The organism is Streptomyces sp. NPDC037410 (assembly GCF_055602235.1).
Genome location: NZ_JBVJWR010000028.1, coordinates 73069 through 91251, shown reverse-complemented (window position 1 = coordinate 91251; position 18183 = coordinate 73069). Strand labels below are relative to the sequence as shown.

18 protein-coding genes are annotated in these 18183 nt (G+C 72.2%); 6 read left to right on the top strand and 12 right to left on the bottom strand.

Annotated elements, in window-relative coordinates; translation table 11 throughout:
• The first annotated feature begins 74 nt into the window (after positions 1–74).
• Together ACZ7HT_RS33190 and ACZ7HT_RS33185 are read left to right on the top strand one after the other, a co-directional pair.
• Positions 75–1070: an aldo/keto reductase gene (locus tag ACZ7HT_RS33190; RefSeq protein WP_471172813.1), complete on the top strand. Its 996-nt coding sequence runs from the start codon at positions 75–77 to the stop codon at positions 1068–1070.
• A 72-nt stretch (positions 1071–1142) separates the two neighbouring features.
• The gene (locus tag ACZ7HT_RS33185) at positions 1143–2255 is read left to right on the top strand and encodes a PQQ-dependent sugar dehydrogenase (protein ID WP_471172810.1); all 1113 of its coding nucleotides are present in this window, start codon (positions 1143–1145) and stop codon (positions 2253–2255) included.
• Positions 2256–2259: 4 nt separating this feature from the next.
• Here the strand turns inward: ACZ7HT_RS33185 and ACZ7HT_RS33180 are convergent, their stop codons facing one another.
• The 6 genes from ACZ7HT_RS33180 to ACZ7HT_RS33155 form a co-directional block, all read right to left on the bottom strand.
• Complete coding sequence (locus ACZ7HT_RS33180) at positions 2260–5316, bottom strand: helix-turn-helix transcriptional regulator (RefSeq protein WP_471172809.1); 3057 nt, start codon at positions 5314–5316, stop codon at positions 2260–2262.
• Between the two features lie 7 nt (positions 5317–5323).
• The gene (locus tag ACZ7HT_RS33175; protein WP_471172807.1) at positions 5324–5509 is read right to left on the bottom strand and encodes a hypothetical protein; all 186 of its coding nucleotides are present in this window, start codon (positions 5507–5509) and stop codon (positions 5324–5326) included.
• Positions 5510–5670: 161 nt separating this feature from the next.
• The gene (locus ACZ7HT_RS33170; protein ID WP_471172806.1) at positions 5671–6339 is read right to left on the bottom strand and encodes a hypothetical protein; all 669 of its coding nucleotides are present in this window, start codon (positions 6337–6339) and stop codon (positions 5671–5673) included.
• Between the two features lie 35 nt (positions 6340–6374).
• Entirely contained in the window at positions 6375–6932 is a 558-nt protein-coding gene (locus ACZ7HT_RS33165; RefSeq protein ID WP_471172804.1) for a GNAT family N-acetyltransferase, read from the bottom strand.
• A complete protein-coding gene (locus tag ACZ7HT_RS33160) occupies positions 6910–9147 on the bottom strand; it encodes an MMPL family transporter (protein ID WP_471172802.1) in 2238 nt (745 codons plus the stop codon). The genes ACZ7HT_RS33165 and ACZ7HT_RS33160 overlap by 23 nt, the downstream gene beginning before the upstream one ends.
• 118 nt (positions 9148–9265) lie before the next feature.
• On the bottom strand, positions 9266–10198 hold the full coding sequence (locus ACZ7HT_RS33155) for a hypothetical protein (protein WP_471172800.1): 933 nt from the start codon (positions 10196–10198) through the stop codon (positions 9266–9268).
• Between the two features lie 168 nt (positions 10199–10366).
• Here ACZ7HT_RS33155 and ACZ7HT_RS33150 point away from each other — a divergent pair, with 168 nt between their 5' ends.
• Both ACZ7HT_RS33150 and ACZ7HT_RS33145 read left to right on the top strand, forming a co-directional pair.
• Positions 10367–10906 (top strand): DUF6232 family protein, encoded by a 540-nt coding sequence (locus ACZ7HT_RS33150; RefSeq protein ID WP_471172797.1) that lies wholly within the window; start codon positions 10367–10369, stop codon positions 10904–10906.
• Positions 10896–11243: a hypothetical protein gene (locus tag ACZ7HT_RS33145; RefSeq protein ID WP_471172794.1), complete on the top strand. Its 348-nt coding sequence runs from the start codon at positions 10896–10898 to the stop codon at positions 11241–11243. Before ACZ7HT_RS33150 ends, ACZ7HT_RS33145 begins: the two co-directional genes overlap by 11 nt.
• Here ACZ7HT_RS33145 and ACZ7HT_RS33140 read toward each other — a convergent pair.
• On the bottom strand, positions 11240–11638 hold the full coding sequence (locus ACZ7HT_RS33140) for an ATP-binding protein (protein ID WP_471172792.1): 399 nt from the start codon (positions 11636–11638) through the stop codon (positions 11240–11242). The genes ACZ7HT_RS33145 and ACZ7HT_RS33140 overlap by 4 nt on opposite strands.
• A gap of 113 nt (positions 11639–11751) precedes the next feature.
• On the opposite strand from ACZ7HT_RS33140, the gene ACZ7HT_RS33135 reads away from it, so the two are divergent.
• Both ACZ7HT_RS33135 and ACZ7HT_RS33130 read left to right on the top strand, forming a co-directional pair.
• Positions 11752–12579, top strand: a complete 828-nt coding sequence (locus ACZ7HT_RS33135; RefSeq protein WP_471172790.1) for a helix-turn-helix domain-containing protein — start codon at positions 11752–11754, stop codon at positions 12577–12579.
• Positions 12576–12824, top strand: a complete 249-nt coding sequence (locus ACZ7HT_RS33130; RefSeq protein WP_471172787.1) for a DUF397 domain-containing protein — start codon at positions 12576–12578, stop codon at positions 12822–12824. The genes ACZ7HT_RS33135 and ACZ7HT_RS33130 overlap by 4 nt, the downstream gene beginning before the upstream one ends.
• A gap of 4 nt (positions 12825–12828) precedes the next feature.
• Here ACZ7HT_RS33130 and ACZ7HT_RS33125 read toward each other — a convergent pair whose 3' ends face one another.
• The 5 genes from ACZ7HT_RS33125 to gatA form a co-directional block, all read right to left on the bottom strand.
• On the bottom strand, positions 12829–13464 hold the full coding sequence (locus tag ACZ7HT_RS33125; RefSeq protein ID WP_471172785.1) for a hypothetical protein: 636 nt from the start codon (positions 13462–13464) through the stop codon (positions 12829–12831).
• Complete coding sequence (locus ACZ7HT_RS33120) at positions 13461–14738, bottom strand: AAA family ATPase (RefSeq protein WP_471172784.1); 1278 nt, start codon at positions 14736–14738, stop codon at positions 13461–13463. The genes ACZ7HT_RS33125 and ACZ7HT_RS33120 overlap by 4 nt, the downstream gene beginning before the upstream one ends.
• A 158-nt stretch (positions 14739–14896) precedes the next feature.
• Positions 14897–16408 (bottom strand): Asp-tRNA(Asn)/Glu-tRNA(Gln) amidotransferase subunit GatB, encoded by a 1512-nt coding sequence (gatB, locus tag ACZ7HT_RS33115; RefSeq protein WP_471172781.1) that lies wholly within the window; start codon positions 16406–16408, stop codon positions 14897–14899.
• Positions 16409–16423: 15 nt separating this feature from the next.
• The gene (locus tag ACZ7HT_RS33110; RefSeq protein WP_471172832.1) at positions 16424–16603 is read right to left on the bottom strand and encodes a hypothetical protein; all 180 of its coding nucleotides are present in this window, start codon (positions 16601–16603) and stop codon (positions 16424–16426) included.
• 74 nt (positions 16604–16677) lie between these two features.
• Positions 16678–18177, bottom strand: coding sequence for an Asp-tRNA(Asn)/Glu-tRNA(Gln) amidotransferase subunit GatA (gene gatA, locus ACZ7HT_RS33105; protein ID WP_471172779.1), 1500 nt, complete (start codon positions 18175–18177; stop codon positions 16678–16680).
• Between the last annotated feature and the right edge of the window lie 6 nt (positions 18178–18183).

Here is an 18183-nt window from a genome sequence, read left to right as displayed (position 1 = left end):
ACGGGGAGGCTATGCGAAGAATCCCGTGCGCCATTGGTTACTTTGGGGGACGGCACAGGGAGGGGTACCGGCAGGTGGAGCGCAGGACTATCGGGGCGACGGCGCTCGACGTGGGTGCCATCGGCCTGGGGTGCATGCCGATGAACTGGGCGTACAGCCGTTCGGAACAGCGGGGGGACCGCTCGCTGCGGACCGTGCACGCGGCGCTCGACGCCGGGGTGAACCTGCTCGACACCGCCGACATGTACGGACCGTTCACCAACGAGCTGCTCATCGGGCGGGTGTTGAAGGAGCGGCGGGCCGAGGCCTTCGTCTCCACGAAGTGCGGACTGCTCGTCGGCGACCAGCACGTCGTCGCCAACGGCAGGCCGGGGTACGTGCGTCGGGCCTGCGACGCCTCGCTCCGCCGGCTCCAGACCGATGTGATCGACCTCTACCAGCTGCACCGCGCGGACCCCGAGGTGCCGGTCGAGGAGACCTGGGGCGCCATGGCCGAGCTGGTGTCGGCGGGCAAGGTGCGGGCCCTCGGCCTGTGCGCCGTGGGTGCGCGGGCGGTGCGGCGCGGAGCCGATCTGCACGAGGGAACGATCCGCCAACTCGACCGCGTCCAGCAGGTGTTCCCCGTCGCGGCGGTGGAGGCCGAGCTGTCGGCGTGGTCGCGGGAGGCGCTCGCGCGGCTGCTTCCCTGGTGCGCGGCGCGCGGGGTCGGCTTCCTGGCGGCGATGCCGCTGGGCAGCGGCTATCTGACCGGGACACTGACCACGGGCGGCGGCTTCGAGCCGGACGACCCGCGGGCCCGGCACCCCCGGTTCACGGCCGAGATGATGGCGGCGAACCAGCCGATCGTGGCGGGGCTCCGCCGGGTGGCCGCGCGGCACGGCGCGGACGTCACCCCGGCGCAGGTGGCGCTCGCGTGGGTGCTGGGCCTCGGGCGGCACGTCGTCCCGGTGCCGGGGGCGAAGCGGGAGCGGTGGGTCGCGGAGAACGCCCGGGCGGCCGCGCTGCGGCTCACGGCGGAGGACCTGGCGGAGATCGCGGCGCTTCCCGCGCCGCGCGGGTCCTGGGACTGAGGACCCACGGCAGGAGCGGGCGGGGTATGAAGGGGCTGGGACACCACCGCCTCGTCGAAGGGGGACCGGCCCATGCGCCGTCCTGTCGTGCAGAAGGCCCTGTGGGGCGCCGCCGCGCTGGTGCTCGTGGCCGGCTGCTCCTCGGGATCAGAAAGCAGCGGGGAGCACCCCCGTACGACCAGGCCGGCATCCGGATCCCCGACGGCCTCCCCCGCCGGGCGCGTGTCCGTGGCGGGAACGCTCACCGAGGGGCTCAAGTCCCCCTGGGGGCTCGTGGAGCTGCCCGGCGGGGATCTGCTCGTCTCCTCGCGGGACGAGCGGACGATCACCCGGGTCGACGGGCGGACCGGCGCGAAGACCCCGCTCGGCACGGTGCCGGGGGTGGTGCCGGGCGGTGAGGGCGGGCTCCTGGGGCTCGCCGTCCGGGACGGCTGGGTGTACGCGTACATGACGGCCGCCTCGGACAACCGGATCGTGCGCATGCGGTACGGCGGCGGGAAGGACGACCGGCTCGGCGCGCCGGAGCCGGTGCTCACCGGCATCCCGAAGGGGTTCGTGCACAACGGCGGACGGATCGCGTTCGGCCCGGACGGCATGCTGTACGCGGGGACGGGCGAGACGGGCCGGACCGGTCTCGCCCAGGACCGGTCGTCGCTGGGCGGGAAGATCCTGCGGATGACACCGGAGGGCAGGCCGGCGCCGGGCAATCCCTTCCCCGGCTCGGTGGTCTATTCGTACGGTCACCGCAATGTGCAGGGCCTCGCCTGGGACCCGGAGGGCCGGCTGTGGGCGGCGGAGTTCGGGCAGAACACCTGGGACGAGCTGAACCTGATCGAGCCGGGCCGGAACTACGGCTGGCCGGTGGTGGAGGGCCGGGCCGGGCGCGCCGGTTTCGTGGACCCGGTGGCCCAGTGGCCGACCTCGGAGGCCTCCCCGAGCGGCATCGCGTACGCGCGGGGCGCGATCTGGATGGCCGCGCTCAGGGGCGAGCGGCTGTGGCGCGTGCCGCTCTCCGGCGTGCGAACGGCCGGGGAGCCGGAGGCGTTCCTCACGCGGGAGTACGGACGTCTGCGCACGGTTCTCGCGGCGGGCGGCGACCGGCTCTGGCTGGTGACCAGCGAGACCGACACCCGGGGCACGCCCGGCCCCGGGGACGACCGGATCCTCCGCCTGGACGTGCGGTAAGGGCTCAGAGGGGCGTGTCGAGGAGGTGGAGGCGGTGGGCCAGGGCGGCGGCCTCGCCGCGGCCGGCGACCCCGAGCTTGGCGAGGATGTTGGAGACGTGGACGCTGGCCGTCTTCGGTGAGATGAACAGCTCCTCGGCGATCTGACGGTTGGTGCGTCCGGCCGCGACCAGACGCAGCACGTCCTGCTCCCGGGGCGTGAGGCCGAAGCTGTCGTCCCCGGGCTCCGCCGGGGCCGGGACCTGCTTCTCCGGGGCGAGGGAGAGGCGGGCCCGGGCCGCGAGGAGTTCCACGTCCTCCCGGAGCGGGCGGGCGCCGAGGCGGACGGCGGTGGCGTGGGCCTCGCGGAGCAGCGCCGCGGCCTCCTCGCGGCGGCCGCCTTCGACGAGCAGGGCGTCGGCGAGGCGGTGGCGGGCGCGGGCCAGCTGGTGCGGGCGTTCGAGCGGCTCCCAGGCGGCGACGACGTCGGCCCAGCGGGCGGCGGTCTCGCGGCCCTCGGCGCGGGCGAGTTCCTCGGACACCTGCTTCGAGTAGGCCTCCCAGACGGGGGCCGGGGTGGCGAGGCCGCGGACGCAGCGGCGGACGAGGCCGAGCGTCGTGGCGCGGCCCTCGTCGGCGGCGGGCAGCCCGCGGCTGTCGGCCTCTGCGGTGACGGCGGTGAGGACGAGCGGCCAGCCGTAGCGGTGGGTGCCGGGCGGGAAGCCGGTCTCCGCGGTGGCGGCGAGCTGTTCCCGTACGTCCGCGAGCCGGCCCTCGGCGGCGGCGATGGCGATCGCGGTCTGTTCCATGGGCAGGGTGTACTGCGGGATCGGGTCGCGGGTGCCGTAGCGGGCGCGGGCCTCGGCGAGGTGCTCGGCCGCCTTGGCCGGCTCGCCGCGGAAGGTGGCGAGGTGGGCGAGCTGGAGCAGGGCGGTGCCGCCCGGCTTGGTGCTGCTCGCCCCGGAGCGGAGCAGCCGCTCGGCCTCCTCCTTGCTGCGGTCCCACTCGCCGAGCGCGAGGAGCGATTCGGCGAGGTTGGCGCGGATCCATCCGGCGCTGTCGACGAGGCCGCGGGAGCCGGCCAGTTCGATGCCGGCGGTGGCGGTGTCCACGGCCTCGCGGGAGCGGCCGATCGCCTCCATGGAGGAGGAGAGGTTCACATGGGCGCGGGCGGCCTCGTGGAACTGGCCGAGGGCGACGGTCCGTTCGCCCGCCTCGCGGATGGCGGCGAGCCCGCCCTCGGTGTCCCCGGCCGACACCATGATGGTGCCGAGGGTGATCCGGGCGTTCAGCTCGATCGGCTCGGCCTTGACGAACCGGGCGTACTCGACGGCGCGTTCGGCGGCGGCGAGCGCCTCGGGACCGGGGTTGCGGAGCATGCCCCAGCCGGCCGCGCCGACGAGGACGGTGGCGTGGACGGCGGACGGCGGGAGGCCCTTGACGAGTTCCTGGGCGCGGACGATCTCCGGCCAGCCGTCGCCCTTGCCGAGGTTGGACTGGAGGCGGGCCATCTCGGTCCAGAACCAGGCGGCGCGCAGCGGGTCGTTCTCCTCGAAGTCGAGGATCCGGAGCGCCGTGCGGCAGATCTTGGCGGCCCGCTCGCGCTCTCCGGCGAGCCGGGCGGCGACGGCGGCCTCGGCGAGCAGGTCCATGTAGCGCAGCGAGTCGGCCTCGGGGTGGAGGGCGCAGGCGGGGTACGCGTCGGCGTAGTCGATGGGCCGCAGGCGGTCGCGGGCCTCGGCCGGGACCTTGTCCCAGAGCTCCATGGCCCGTTCGAGGAGGCTGAGCTGCTCGGCGTACGCGTGCCGCGTGCGGGTCTCGACGGAGGCCCGGAGGACGGCGGGGAGGGCCTTCTCCGGGGCGTGCGCGTGGTACCAGTACGTGGCGAGCCGGGTGCTCCGCTCGTGGGGGCGGACGAGCCCGGGGTCGGCCTCCAGGGCCTCGGCGTAGCGCCGGTTGAGGCGGGAGCGCTCGCCGGGCAGCAGGTCGTCGCTGACGGCCTCGCGGACGAGGGAGTGGCGGAAGCGGTAGCCCTCGCCGTCGGGGACGGCGAGCAGGATGTTCTTGCCGACGCAGGCCCGCAGCGCCTCGATGAGTTCGTCCTCGGGGAGCCCGGCGACGGCGGCGAGCAGCCCGTACTCGACGGTGGAGCCGCCTTCGGCGACGATCCTGGCGACCCGCTGGGCGCCGTCGGGGAGCATCTCGACCCGGACGAGCAGGAGGTCGCGCAGGGAGTCGCTGAGCTGGCCGGGGGCGCAGCCGGCCTCGTGGGAGACGACGAGTTCCTCGACGAAGAAGGCGTTGCCGTCGGAGCGTTCGAAGACCTCTTCGACGAGTCCGGGGTCGGGTTCGGCGGCGAGGATGCCGGTGAGCTGGCGGTGCACCTCGGTGCGGGTGAAGCGGGAGAGTTCGATGCGGCGGATGGTGCGGAGCCGGTCGAGTTCGGCGAGGAGCGGGCGCAGCGGGTGGCGGCGGTGGATGTCGTCGGCGCGGTAGCTGGCGACGACCGTGATCCGGCCGCGGCGCAGGGTGCGCAGGAGGTAGGTGAGGAGGTGCCGGGTGGAGGCGTCGGCCCAGTGCAGGTCCTCCAGGACGAGCACGATGGTGCGGTCGGTGGCGAGCCGTTCCAGGAGGCGTACGGTCAGCTCGAAGAGCCGGGCGGTGGAGTCCTCGTCGGCGGGCTCGTGGCTGCCGGGGTCGCCCAGTTCGGGCAGCAGGCGGGCGAGTTCGCCCTCGTGGCCTTCGGCGGCGGCGGCGAGTTCGCCGGGCAGGTGGCGGTGGAGCGCGCGCAGAGCGGCGGCGAAGGGTGCGAACGGCAGGCCGTCGGCGCCGAGTTCGACGCAGCCGCCGAGCGCCACGACGGCGCCCTGGTCGCGGGCCGTGTCGAGGAACTCCTCGATGAGCCGGGTCTTGCCGACGCCCGCCTCCCCGCCGATGAGCAGGGCCTGGGGCTCTCCCGCGGTCGCGCGGGAGAGCGCCTCGGTGAGGGCGGTGAGTTCGCCGGCGCGGCCGACGAACACGGGGCTGACTGACCTGGTCTCCACGGCGCCGAGCATCGCACAGACTTCCATGCCGTCGCTCATACGGGGGTCACGCGGCCTTGGTGAAGCGACCGCGACCGCCGTCGGCGGCCTGGGCCCCGTGGTGGCCGCCGATCCGGATGCCGAGGATGCGCAGGCCCTTGCGGGTCGCGGCGGCCTCGTGGGCCAGGCGGTAGGCGGCGGCCTCGGCGATGAGCTCGGCGTGGTGCATGGTGTGGAGTTCGTACTCGAACATCGTGTGCTCCCTGGGTTTCTTCGGTTTCGGTATCGCTCTCTTGCGATGCCTCTACTTTCGTTTCCCAGGGGGTGCCGTCACATCGGGCGAGTGCCGCATGTTCGGGGTACGGGGGTCCTTAGGAGGGCCCTAGGGGGGCCTTAGGCGGGGTCCCGGGGGACTCAGGACCCCGTGGTCGGGAGGCTCAGGAACAGGTCGAAGTAGGTACCGACCGACAGGAGCAGCCCGAGGCCGCCGAGGACGGCACCGGCGACGGCGACCGCGCGGACCCAGACGGGGCGCCGGGGCCGGGTCAGCACGAGGACGCCGACGATCAGGGCGATCAGGGCGAAGACGCCGTTGACGAGGGCGGTGCTGTGCCAGGCGTCGCCGTAGATCTCGTTGATCTGCTGGGCCGGGGTGCCGCCGGCGGAGGTCTTGATCTGCCCGATGAGCGTCTCGCGCTCGGCGACGACCTTGCCGGTCCAGGTGCCGGTGAGGGCGACGGCGGAGAGGACGGCGGAGACGACGGCGGCGGCGGGGCCGCCGATGCGGGTCCCCTCCGGGGAGGGGGCCTCATCGAGCTCGTCCGGCTCGGCGTCGTCCTGCGCGACGGCGTCGTCCAGCGCGACGGCATCGTCCAGCTCGGCGGCGTCGTCCGGCTCGTCGAGCAGATCGGCGGCGGTGGCCTCGCCGACCACGGCGTCCACGGCGGTCTCGGGGCCCGGGGCGGTCCCGGCGGCCTCGGCAGTCCAGGCAGTCCCGGCGGCCTCGGCGGTCTCGGCGCTCGTGCCCGCCGCCACCTCGTCGGTCTTCGAGGCGGCGGTCTTCTCGGTCGTCTTGGTGTCCATGCGGCGCACGCTAGGCGGCCGACATGAGAGGCGGCTTAAGACGCCTTCGCCGCGCGCCACTCGGGGGCGAGGACGGACCAGATCTCCGTGTCCGAGCGGTTGCCGCGGTACAGGTAGTTCTCCCGCAGCACGCCCTCCTTCGTCATGCCGAGGCGGCGGGCGACGGCGATGCTCGGCAGGTTCTTGGTGGAGGCGTACCAGTCGACGCGGTGCAGGCCGCGCTCCTCGATGGCCCAGTCGATGATGACCCGGCAGGCCCGGGTGATCAGGCCCCTTCCGGCGGCGGAGGGCTCCAGCCAGCAGCCGGCCTCGGCGGTGCCGTTCGCGGCGTCGAAGACCCGGAAGAGGACGCCGCCGACGAGGGTGCCCTCGGACCAGATGCCGTAGAGCCGGCCGGTGTCGCTCGCGGCCTTCTGGGCGTACGAGGTGAGGTAGGCGCGGGCGGAGTCGAGGTCGGTGACGACATCGGGGAGGCCGATGTGCTGCGCGACGAATTCCCGGCCCCGGTTCATGTGGGTCAGGAATTCCTCGGCCTGCCAGGGCTCCAGGGGCCTGAGCTCGGCGCCGTCGTCACCCAGCGATATCGCGAACATCGTCGTTCTCCTCCGCATTCTGAACCGTCACACGCTGCATGGGGATCTTCGCACGCGCGTCGGCGGCCTCGCGGCACTCGGGCGGTTCGATGCTGATCCGGGGCAGGAGCCGGTCGAGCCACTTCGGCAGCCACCAGTTCGCGCCGCCGAGCAGGTGCATCAGGGCGGGGACGAGGAGGGTGCGCAGGATGAAGGCGTCGAGGGCGACGGCCGCCGCGAGCGCGATGCCGAACATCGCGATGACCCGGTCGCCGCTGAGGACGAACGCCAGGAAGACGGAGATCATGATGACCGCCGCGGAGTTGATCACGCGGCTGGTCTCGGCGAGGCCGACCCGGACCGCCCGCCGGTTGTCGCCGGTCTCCAGCCACTCCTCGTACATCCGGCTGACCAGGAAGACCTGGTAGTCCATGGAGAGCCCGAAGAGGACGGAGACCATGATCACGGGGAGGAAGGGTTCGATCGGTCCGGCGCTGCCGAGGCCGAGCAGCTCGCTCCCCCAGCCCCACTGGAAGATCGCGACGACGATCCCGAAGGCGCCGGCGACGGCGGCGACGTTCATGGCGGCGGCCTTGAGCGGGATGCCGAGGGACCGGAAGGCGAGAAGGAGCAGCAGACAGCCGAGGGCGATGACGACGCCGATGAAGAGCGGCAGCTTGCCGACGATGATCCCGGCGAAGTCGTCGTACGAGGCGGTGACGCCGCCCACGTGCACGTCCAGGGAGGTGCCGGTCCCGGCCCGCGGGATGACCTCGTCGCGGAGCCGGTCGACGAGGTCGCTGGTCGCCTTGGACTGGGGCGAGGAGTCGGGCACGACAGTGAGGACGGCGGTGTCGCCGGTGCTGTTGTACGTGACCGGGGAGACGGACGCGACGCCCTTGGTGGCGTCGAGCGCGGCCGGCAGCTGGTCGAGGGCGACCCGGTCGTCGGCGCCGTCGAGGGAGGCGACGAGGGTGAGCGGGCCGTTGACGCCGGGCCCGAAGCCGTCGGCGAGCAGGTCGTACGCCTTGCGGGTGGTCGCGGTGGCCGGATTGTTGCCCTGGTCGGAGGTGCCGAGGTGGAGCGAGAGGGTCGGCAGCGCGAGGACGGCCATGACGAGGACGGCGACGCCGCCGAGGAGCTTGGGGTGCCGCTCGACGAAGGCGGACCAGCGGGCGGCGAAGCCGGTGGGCAGCTCGGGCTGCGGTCCGCGCTCGGCGAGCACCCGGCGTTCGCGCCGGGACAGCGCCCGCGTACCGATGAAGGACAGCAGCGCGGGCAGCAGGGTGACGGAGGCGGCGACCGTGAGGAGCACAGTGAGCGAGGCGGCGATGGCGACGCCGTTGAGGAAGCCGAGCCGCAGGATGAGCATGCCGAGCAGGGCGATGCAGACGGTGGCGCCGGCGAAGACGACGGCGCGGCCGGTGGTGGCGACGGCGGTCTCGGCGGCCTCGGCGACGGAGCGGCCGCGTTTGAGGCCTCTGCGGTGCCTGGTCACGATGAAGAGGGCGTAGTCGATGCCGACGCCGAGGCCGACGAGCATGCCGAGCATGGGGGCGAAGTCGGCGACGGTCATCAGATGACCGAGGAGCACGATCCCGGAGTACGCGATGCCGACGCTGACGAGCGCGGTCGCGATCGGGAGCACGGAGGCGGCGAGCGAGCCGAAGGCGAGGAAGAGGACGACGGCCGCGACGGCGACGCCGACGATCTCGGCGATGTGCCCGCCGGGGGCCTCGGTGAGGGCGACGGCGCTGCCGCCGAGCTCGACCTGGAGGTCGTCCGTGGCGGCGGCCTTGGCGGTGTCGACGAGGGCCTTGGCCTGGGCCTCGGGGATGTCGTCGGACTGCGCGTCGAAGGTGACCGTGGCGTAGGCGGTGTGTCCGTCCTCGCTGACCTGGCCCCTGGCGTCGTCGTACGGCGAGGTGACGGCGGCGATACCGGGGAGGTCGGCGACCTTGTCGAGCATGTCGCCGACGCGTTCCTCGACGGCGTCGGCGCGGACGCTGCCGCGGTCGCTGTGCCAGACGATGGTGTCGCTGTCTCCGCCGAGGCCGTGGAAGCCGCGGTCGAGGAGGGCGGTGGCCCGTCCCGACTCGGTGCCCGGGGCCTCGTAGTCGTTGGAGTACGCGCTGCCGGCGAGGGTCGCGCCGGCGGCGGTCCCGCCGAGCGCGAGGAGCCAGAGGAGAACGACGACGAGACGGTGACGGACACACCACCGTGCGATTGCGGCCAAGGACATACTCCTGACTGGATCTGTACTCGCGCCCCACTGTTACAGCCAAACGTGATCGTTTGCCCGTTTCGTGGCGATCCTCACAGGGTGGTGCGCGGGGCCGGAGACCCCTGGAGCCTCAGTTCCCGGCCGGGGTGACGCAGTGGCCGGGGCCGGGCGGAAGGACCCGCTTCTGGTCGTACAGCTCGGCCAGGGTGACGCGGGGCCCCTTCGCCGCCTGCCCCGCCTTCCACCGCCCCTCGGCGAAGAGCGGGTGGAGGCGGCCGTCCTTCGGGGCCGAGCAGTCGTGGTTGGCGACCTCGCTGGCGTACGCGCCGAGGACGAGCTTCCCGCCCCTCGACGTGACCGTGAACCGGCGCCGTACGGCGATCCGCGCCACCTCGGGGAGGCCGGGGGCGATCTCATGGCGGAGGTCGGCCCGCACGAGCGGGTAGACGAAGGTGTAGTCGGCGTGCACCACCAGCTCCCCCGCCGCCGAGACCTCGTAGGTCATCGTGCCGCGCGTCCTGATGCCGGTGGTCTTGTGCAGGTACACCTCTTCCGGGTCGAAGCGGGTGACCATGTCCTCGCGCACAGCGTCGTCGGCTCCGCGCGGATCGAGCAGGGCGAGCGCCGCCGCCGGCTCGGCGCCGCCCAGAGTGCGCTCCGAGAGGTCGGTCTCGACGAGCAGGGTCTTCACCTCGTCGAGGACGGCGGTGATCTCCTTCGCGGTGTGCCCGCCGGACGCCGTCGGCGCGGGGACGTCGATCCCTTCGGCCCCCTGCGCCCAGCCGGACGCGGGCGAGTTCCGGAACGGCATGTCGACCGAGTACGGCCATTCCGGGGGCCAGGCCTCCTCGCGGACCGCCCGCGCGCCGAACGGCTCGTACGGCGGCCGCTCCCCCGTCACCTCGGTCAGCCCGTACCCGAACCCGCCGAGCAGCAGCAACCCGGCACCGGCCGCGAGCCCGATCTTCCGGCGGCGTGCCGTCCTGTCCCGCCGCAGCGCCTCCGCGCGTCCGGGATCGCTCGCCTCCGCGCGCAGCCGGGCGACGTAATCCGTGGGTTCCACCGACATTCCCTGCCCCCTCCCCCGCTCCGTCAGCGGTCGACGGAGCGGAGCGGAGCCTCTCACATGGCAGCTCGGGCCGTCATCGCGGCCTTCCCTTGTTTGACGGGTGGGGTTCGCGAGCATCCTGAGCGCGACACACGGCCACGGCGCGGCATGAGGGGAAGTCGTATGGCCAGACGCAAGGTCATCACGGTAAGAGTCAGCAAGCGGGTGCTGTGGATCGGCGCCGAGGCGTACCCCCTGCAGAACATCGCCCGGGCGACCACGGTCCGGATCAAACCCCCACGGGCGCGGGCCGTGGGGCGCTTCCTGAAGTACGTCCTGATCACGGCGCTCCTGGCGGCCGGCGGGCTCGCCGTCGCCCAGTCCGGCGAGGTGTCGGGCAGCGACCGGGAGCTGATCACCCAGGGGGTGACCGTCACCGCGAGCGTGCTCGGGGCGGCCTTCCTCCTCCAGCTGCTCGTCGTCCTGCTCACGAGGACGTACTACGCGCTGGTCATCGAGACCTCGGGAAACCCGCGCACGCTGCTGGCCAGCGTGGACCGCAACGAGGTGCACGAACTCGTGCGCGACATCATGCGGGCCATCGACGACCCCGCGTTCCCCGGCTTCGTCAAACAGATGACCACCTACAACATCGGCAGCATGCGTGACTTCTACAACGCGTCCGGTGCGGGCAGCGTGGGGAGGATGGGCAGTGACCGGTAACGGCGACTTCAACATCACCAACATGCGCGACTTCTACCAAGCGACCGGCGACGGGGCCGTCGGCCGGATCGAGTACCACCAGCACGGCGCGCAGGACCCGCAGGCCGTCTACGAGGCCGTGATCCGGGCGATCGAGACCCTCAGGGGCCAGGTGTCCGCCGAGGACCGCGAGGTCCTCGACACGTCCCTGGAGACCATCCGCCAGGGCGACGGGGCACCGCCCGGCGCCTTCCGCCGGGCCCTGGGCGCCGTCGCCGGCGTCGCCGCCCTCGTCGGCGAGGTCGGCGTCCCGGTGGCGGCGGCGGTCCGGCAGCTCCTCGCCCTGCTCGCCGGCTAGGACCACGGGGCCGCGAACTCGCACCAGACGATCTTGCCGGGGTTGCGCGCACCCACGCCCCAGCGGTCCGCGAGGCTCTCGACGAGGAGGAGGCCCCGGCCCGACTCCCCCGAGGGCTCGCGGACGGCCGGGGTGCCGTCCCCGCTGTCGTGCACCTCGATACGGAGCGGGCCCGGGCGCTCCAAGTAGAGGTGGAGGCGGTAGCCCCGGCCGGGCGGGACGCCGTGCAGGAGGGCGTTGGTCGCGAGCTCGCTCACGCACACCAGTACGTCGTCCGCACGTGCGTCCAGGCCCCAGTCGGCCAGCGCCTTGCGGGCGAAGTCGCGGGCGAGGGGGACGGAACGGCGCTCGCGACGGTAGAAAGCCTCGCGGAACAGGGGGAGTCGGTCGCTCATGGCGATCACGGTGACGCCTCGCGCCCCCTGCACCCCAGGGGGCCGAGCCGTACAAATTCCTTGTACGGGTCAGGAAGGCGTCGAGTACGTGCGGAGCGGGGAATGCACCGCTCATGCAACGCGGCACGAACTCCAGGAAGAAGGTCCCCTCGTGGGAAGTCGTCGGCGCACTTCTGGCGCTTTACCGGAAACAAGCGGGCCTGACCCAGCCCCAGTTGGCCACGCAGGCGTGCGTGGGGCTGGAGACGCTGGGCTCGATCGAACAGGGACGGAGGGCACTGCGGCTGGGCCTCGCGGGTGAGCTGGACGGGATCCTGAACACGCGCGGCGCGCTGGCGACGGCAGTCGCGAAGGCGCCGAAGAAGGAGCGATACCCGGCGTTCGTACAGGAGTTCATCGACCTGGAGGCGCAGGCGCTGAGCATCTGCTCGTACGAGAACGCGGTGGTTCCAGGCCTTCTCCAGACGCCCGAGTACGCCCGCGCGGTCTTCGACTGCCTGTATCCGCCGATCACTGCCCAGGAGGCCGAAGACCGGATGCTCGACCGGCTCGACCGCCAGGCCATCTTCGAGCAGAAGCCGTGGCCGCCGATGATGTCCTTCCTGCTGGACGAATCCATCCTGGAAAGGCCGATCGGCGGACGCGAAGTGCTCCGGGGGCAGATCCTCCATCTGCGCGAGTTGGCCGAACTCCCCTTCCTCGCCCTCCAGATCATCCCGAAAACGCGGACGAAGCACGCGGGACTCAATGGACCCCTGGTCCTCATCGAAACGCCCGACCACGAACACGTCGCCTACATCGAGGGGCAGCGGGTCAGCTTCCTCATCGACGACCCCGACGAGGTCGGCATCCTCCAGGCCAAGTATGGAATGCTGCGGTCACAGGCCCTGACGCCCGAGGACACCATGGGCCTGCTGGAACGCCTGGCAGGAGAGACATGAGCGCAGCAGCAGCACTTTCGTGGTTCAAGTCCAGCTACAGCGGCAGCGAGGGTGGGAACTGCCTCGAAGTCGCCTACGACTGGCGCAAGTCGAGCTACAGCGGCGACGAGGGCGGCAACTGCGTCGAGGTGGCCGCCCACCCCGCCGCCGTGCACGTCCGGGACTCCAAGCTCGGCGAGACCAGCCCCGTCTTCACCGTCTCCCCCGCTGCTTGGGGCGACTTCGTCGCCGAGGCGGCCTCGTAGGGCCCTACAGGAAGCGCTGCTCCCGCAGGGCCCGCTCGGTGTCCTCGTACCACGTCCGGTACGAGGGCACCTGCGCGAGCACGGCGAGGTCCGTACGGCGCACGAGCAGTTCAGCGCTGTCGTGCAGCACCTCAGGCCCGTCGCTCCCCAGCAGGGCCTTCCAGACCTCCTTGGGGGTCAGCCTGGTCTTGCCACCTTTGAGCACGACCCGCTTCTCCACCGCCGAGGGCCCGGGATACGGGTACTCCGCGAGTTCACCCACCACCGACTCCAGGGCCTTCCGGTCGGCCAGCATCCAGGACTCGGTCATCAGGACGGGCACGAGCGGGACGGACACCCCGGCGCGCGGGGCGGCGGCCCGCCGCTGTTCCAGGGCTGCGACCAGCTTGTGGCGGGCCTCCACGGCGTCCTGGTCTCCGTGGACGAAGACGATGTCGCAGTCGGCCGCGAGCTCCTCGGCCGCCGCCAGGACGAGGTCCGGCCGGTCGTTCGACCGGACCGGGGAGACCTCGCAGCGGAGCACGTCCACCGTCTGCGAGCTGCCCGCGAGGACGAGCTCGTCGAGCTGTCGCTCGACCAGGCTCTTCAGATAGGGCCCGTCACTGCCCTCGACGAGCAGACCGGGCCGCAGGATCCTCATTCCCCGCCCCTGTTCAGCTTCCGCAGGAGTCGCTCCACCTGCTCGGGAGACACGCTCTCGCCCGGCTCCCGCTCCGGGTCGAAGGCCCGCAGCGGCCGGGCCACGGTCGCACGGGAGATCGTCCCGTCGGCCGGATCGACCCGGTCCGCCTGCTCCAGGAAGACGAGGCTGCCGGACAGGTCGTGCTTGAGCGCGCCGAGGAGGGCCGGCGAGTGGGTCGTGGCGATGAGCTGCCGGTACGCGGACGCCTTCGGCGTCACTCCGGTACCGCGCCGCAGCCGGCGCACGAGCTCGGCGACGCGCTCGGGGTGCATCCCGTTCTCGATCTCCTCGACGCACATCCCTCCGGGCCAGGCCGGGTCGGCGGCCACCGCGAGCAGGGCCGCCATGCGCAGCGTGCCGTCCGACAGAGTGGGCGGCGACAGCCACCCCGTGTTGCTGAAGTACACCTCGAAGTCGAACTCCTGGCGCCGCTCGTCGTAGACGACCCGGACGTCCTCGACTCCTTCGACGAGCGCGGCCATGTCCGCGACGAACCGGCGCCAGAGCGGCGGACGTTCCTCGATGCGGTGGAGCACGTCGGCCAGGTTCCCGCCGTCCGAGGCGAGCCTCCCGGGGACGAAGGCCGGGGACGGCCGGCGCAGCGCCTCCGGTTCGAGGAGGAAGGGCGCCCACGACGCGCATTCCCGCGCGGCCAGCAATCGCAGTTCCGTGCCCGGCTCCTCGAAGAGGGAGTCGTTCGCCTCGGACCTGACGGCCTCCTCGTCCTCGACGGACAGCGGGCTGCCCAGGGGCCCGTGGAAGGGCACGAACTCGCTCTCGTGCTCCACGAACTCCGCGCGTGCCCGCGCCACAGCAATCCGCTGTTCCTCGTCCAGGCCGACGCCGTCCATCCAGTCGGTCTGATCAAGGCTGCTGACCCAGACGAGGCCCTTCCCGATCCCCACCCGGCCCGACCCGAAGCGCACCACACCGAGCCGGATCCGCAGCGGCAGCGGCCCGTAGGCGCTCGCCACCAGCGATCCGACCGTGACGGTCAGCTCCCGGCGCTCCTCGCCCTTGCTCCGGTGGAACAGGTCGACGGGTGCCAGTCGCCGGTCCTTGCGGACCGTCTCCTCGAAGCCACGGTCCGCGGTTCCGGCGACGAGCCGGAGGGCGTCGAAGAGGTTCGACTTCCCCGCCCCGTTCGCACCCAGCATGATCAGCGTCGGCGGCACGTCGAGGCTGAAATGGCGGAACGACTTGAAGCCGTCGATCCGGATCTGGGTGATCATCCTGGGCTCTGCTCCTCGTGTCTCCGCACGCCTGCACCGGCCCCTCACCCTAACGCCGACGCCGCCCCCGGCCACGTGGACGCACGCCGTACGACGCGCAGCGGCCCCGCACCGGAACTCCGGTGCGGGGCCGCCGTCATACGCGTACGAGAAGAGGATCAGCCCTCGCTGACGCCCAGCTTCTCCAGGATCAGGTCCTTGACCTTCGCCGCGTCCGCCTGGCCTCGGGTGGCCTTCATGACCGCGCCGACCAGGGCGCCGACCGCGGCGACCTTGCCGCCGCGGATCTTGTCGGCGATGCCCGCGTTGCCCGCGATGGCCTCGTCGACGGCCGCGCCGAGCGCGGAGTCGTCCGAGACGACCTTGAGGCCGCGCTTCTCGACGACCTCGTCCGGGGTGCCCTCGTCGGCGAGGACGCCCTCGATGACCTGACGGGCCAGCTTGTCGTTCAGGTCGCCGCCGGCGACCAGGGCCGACACGCGGGCCACGTCCGCCGGGGTGATGGGCAGCTCCTCCAGGGAGACGCCCTTCTCGTTGGCGTTACGGGCGAGCTCGCCCATCCACCACTTGCGGGCCGACGCCGCGTCGGCGCCCGCCTCGGTGGTGGCGACGATCGCGTCGACCGCGCCCGCGTTGAGGATGGACTGCATCTCCTGCTCGGAGACGCCCCACTCCTCGCGGAGGCGGTTGCGGCGCACGCGCGGCAGCTCGGGCAGGCCGGCGCGCAGCTCCTCGACCCACGCGCGGGCCGGGGCGACGGGGACGAGGTCGGGCTCCGGGAAGTACCGGTAGTCCTCGGCGTTGTCCTTGATGCGGCCGGAGGTGGTGGAGCCGTCGTCCTCGTGGAAGTGACGGGTCTCCTGGATGATCGTCCCGCCGGAGGTGAGGACGGCCGCGTGGCGCTGGATCTCGAAGCGCGCCGCGCGCTCCACCGAGCGGAGCGAGTTGACGTTCTTCGTCTCCGAGCGGGTGCCGAAGGCCTTGGTGCCGTTGCGGCGCAGCGACAGGTTCACGTCGCAGCGCATCTGGCCCTTGTCCATGCGCGCCTCGGAGACGCCCAGGGCGCGGATCAGCTCGCGCAGCTCGGCGACGTACGCCTTGGCGACCTCGGGGGCCCGCTCGCCCGCGCCCTCGATCGGCTTGGTGACGATCTCGATGAGCGGGATGCCGGCCCGGTTGTAGTCGAGCAGCGAGTGCGAGGCGCCGTGGATGCGGCCGGTCGCGCCACCGATGTGGGTGGACTTGCCGGTGTCCTCCTCCATGTGGGCGCGCTCGATCTCCACGCGGAAGACCTCGCCGTCCTCCAGCTGGACGTCCAGGTAGCCGTTGAAGGCGATCGGCTCGTCGTACTGGGAGGTCTGGAAGTTCTTCGGCATGTCCGGATAGAAGTAGTTCTTCCGGGCGAAGCGGCACCACTCGGCGATCTCGCAGTTCAGCGCGAGGCCGATCTTGATCGCGGACTCGACGCCGATCGCGTTGACCACCGGCAGGGAGCCGGGCAGGCCGAGGCAGGTCGGGCAGGTCTGCGAGTTGGGCTCGGCGCCCAGCTCGGTCGAGCAGCCGCAGAACATCTTCGTCTTGGTGCCGAGCTCGACATGGACCTCAAGGCCCATGACGGGGTCGTACTCGGCGAGCGCCGCTTCGTACGACAGCAGTTCAGTGACAGTCACGGTGGAACTTCCCTCTCAGCCCAGCAGGACGTCGTCGTCGCCGAGCCGCTTCAGCTCGCGGTACAGGATGGCGAGGCCGGTGACGATGGCGGCGGCGGACACGACGGCGTCGACGAGCTTGAGCGTGTCGTGCTCGGCGCGGGCCTTCTTGATCTGCTTCGTCACGGCGACGGCGCCGAACGCGGTGGTACCCATGGACAGGTACGTGCCGGTCTTGGACTTCTTGAAGCCCTTGGCCTTCTGCAGTGCACTGGTGGAACTCGTGGAACTCACAGCGACGGAGCCTCCTCAAGCAGGGGATGACCCCACTTTTCCACGAAGGCGGCCTCGACGGCGGCGCCGACCTTGTACAGCCGGTCGTCCTTCATGGCGGGGGCGATGATCTGCAGACCGACCGGCAGACCGTCCTCGGGCGCCAGGCCGCAGGGCAGCGACATGGCGGCGTTGCCGGCCAGGTTGGTCGGGATGGTGCACAGGTCCGCGAGGTACATCGCCATCGGGTCGTCGGCGCGCTCGCCGATCGCGAAGGCGGTGGTGGGGGTCGTCGGGGAGACGATGACGTCCACCTCCTCGAAGGCCTGCTCGAACTCGCGGGTGATGAGGGTGCGGACCTTCTGCGCCGACCCGTAGTACGCGTCGTAGTAGCCGGAGCTCAGCGCGTACGTACCGAGGATGACGCGGCGCTTGACCTCGTCGCCGAAGCCGGCCTCACGGGTGAGGGCGGTGACGTCCTCGGCGGACCGCGTGCCGTCGTCGCCGACCCGCAGGCCGTAGCGCATGGCGTCGAAGCGGGCCAGGTTGGAGGAGCACTCCGACGGCGCGATCAGGTAGTACGCCGACAGGGCCAGGTCGAAGGTCGGGCAGTCCAGCTCGACGATCTCGGCGCCCAGCGACTTGAGCAGCTCGACGGACTCGTCGAAGCGCTGCACGACACCGGCCTGGTAGCCCTCGCCGCGGAACTGCTTGACGATGCCGACGCGCATGCCGGCGACCGAGCCGTTGCGCGCCGCCTCGACGACCGGCGGGACCGGGGCGTCGATGGAGGTCGAGTCGAGCGGGTCGTGCCCGGCGATCGCCTCGTGCAGGAGGGCCGCGTCCAGGACCGTGCGGGCGCAGGGGCCGCCCTGGTCGAGGGAGGAGGAGAAGGCGACCATGCCGAAGCGGGAGACGCCGCCGTAGGTCGGCTTGACGCCGACGGTGCCGGTGACGGCGGCGGGCTGGCGGATGGAGCCGCCGGTGTCCGTGCCGATGGCGAGCGGGGCCTCGTACGCGGCGAGGGCGGCCGAGGAGCCGCCGCCGGAGCCGCCGGGGATCCGGGTGAGGTCCCAGGGGTTGCCGGTCGGGCCGTAGGCGCTGTTCTCCGTGGAGGAGCCCATCGCGAACTCGTCCATGTTGGTCTTGCCGAGGATGACGACGTCGGCGGCCTTGAGGTTCTTGACCAGGGTCGCGTCGTACGGCGGCATCCAGCCCTCGAGGATCTTCGAGCCCACGGTGGTCGGCATGCCGACGGTGGTGAAGATGTCCTTGAGCGCGAGCGGCACACCGGCGAGCGGGCCGAGCTTCTCGCCGCGGGCGCGCTTCTCGTCGACGGCACGGGCCTGGGCGAGGGCGCCCTCGCGGTCGACGTGCAGGAAGGCGTGGACCTTCTCGTCGACGGCCTCGATGCGGGCGAGGTGGGCCTCGGTGACCTCGACGGCGGTCAGCTCGCCGGCGGCGATCTTCCCGGCGATCTCGGCCGCGGTGAGCTTGATGATGGTGTTGTCCGTCATGACTTC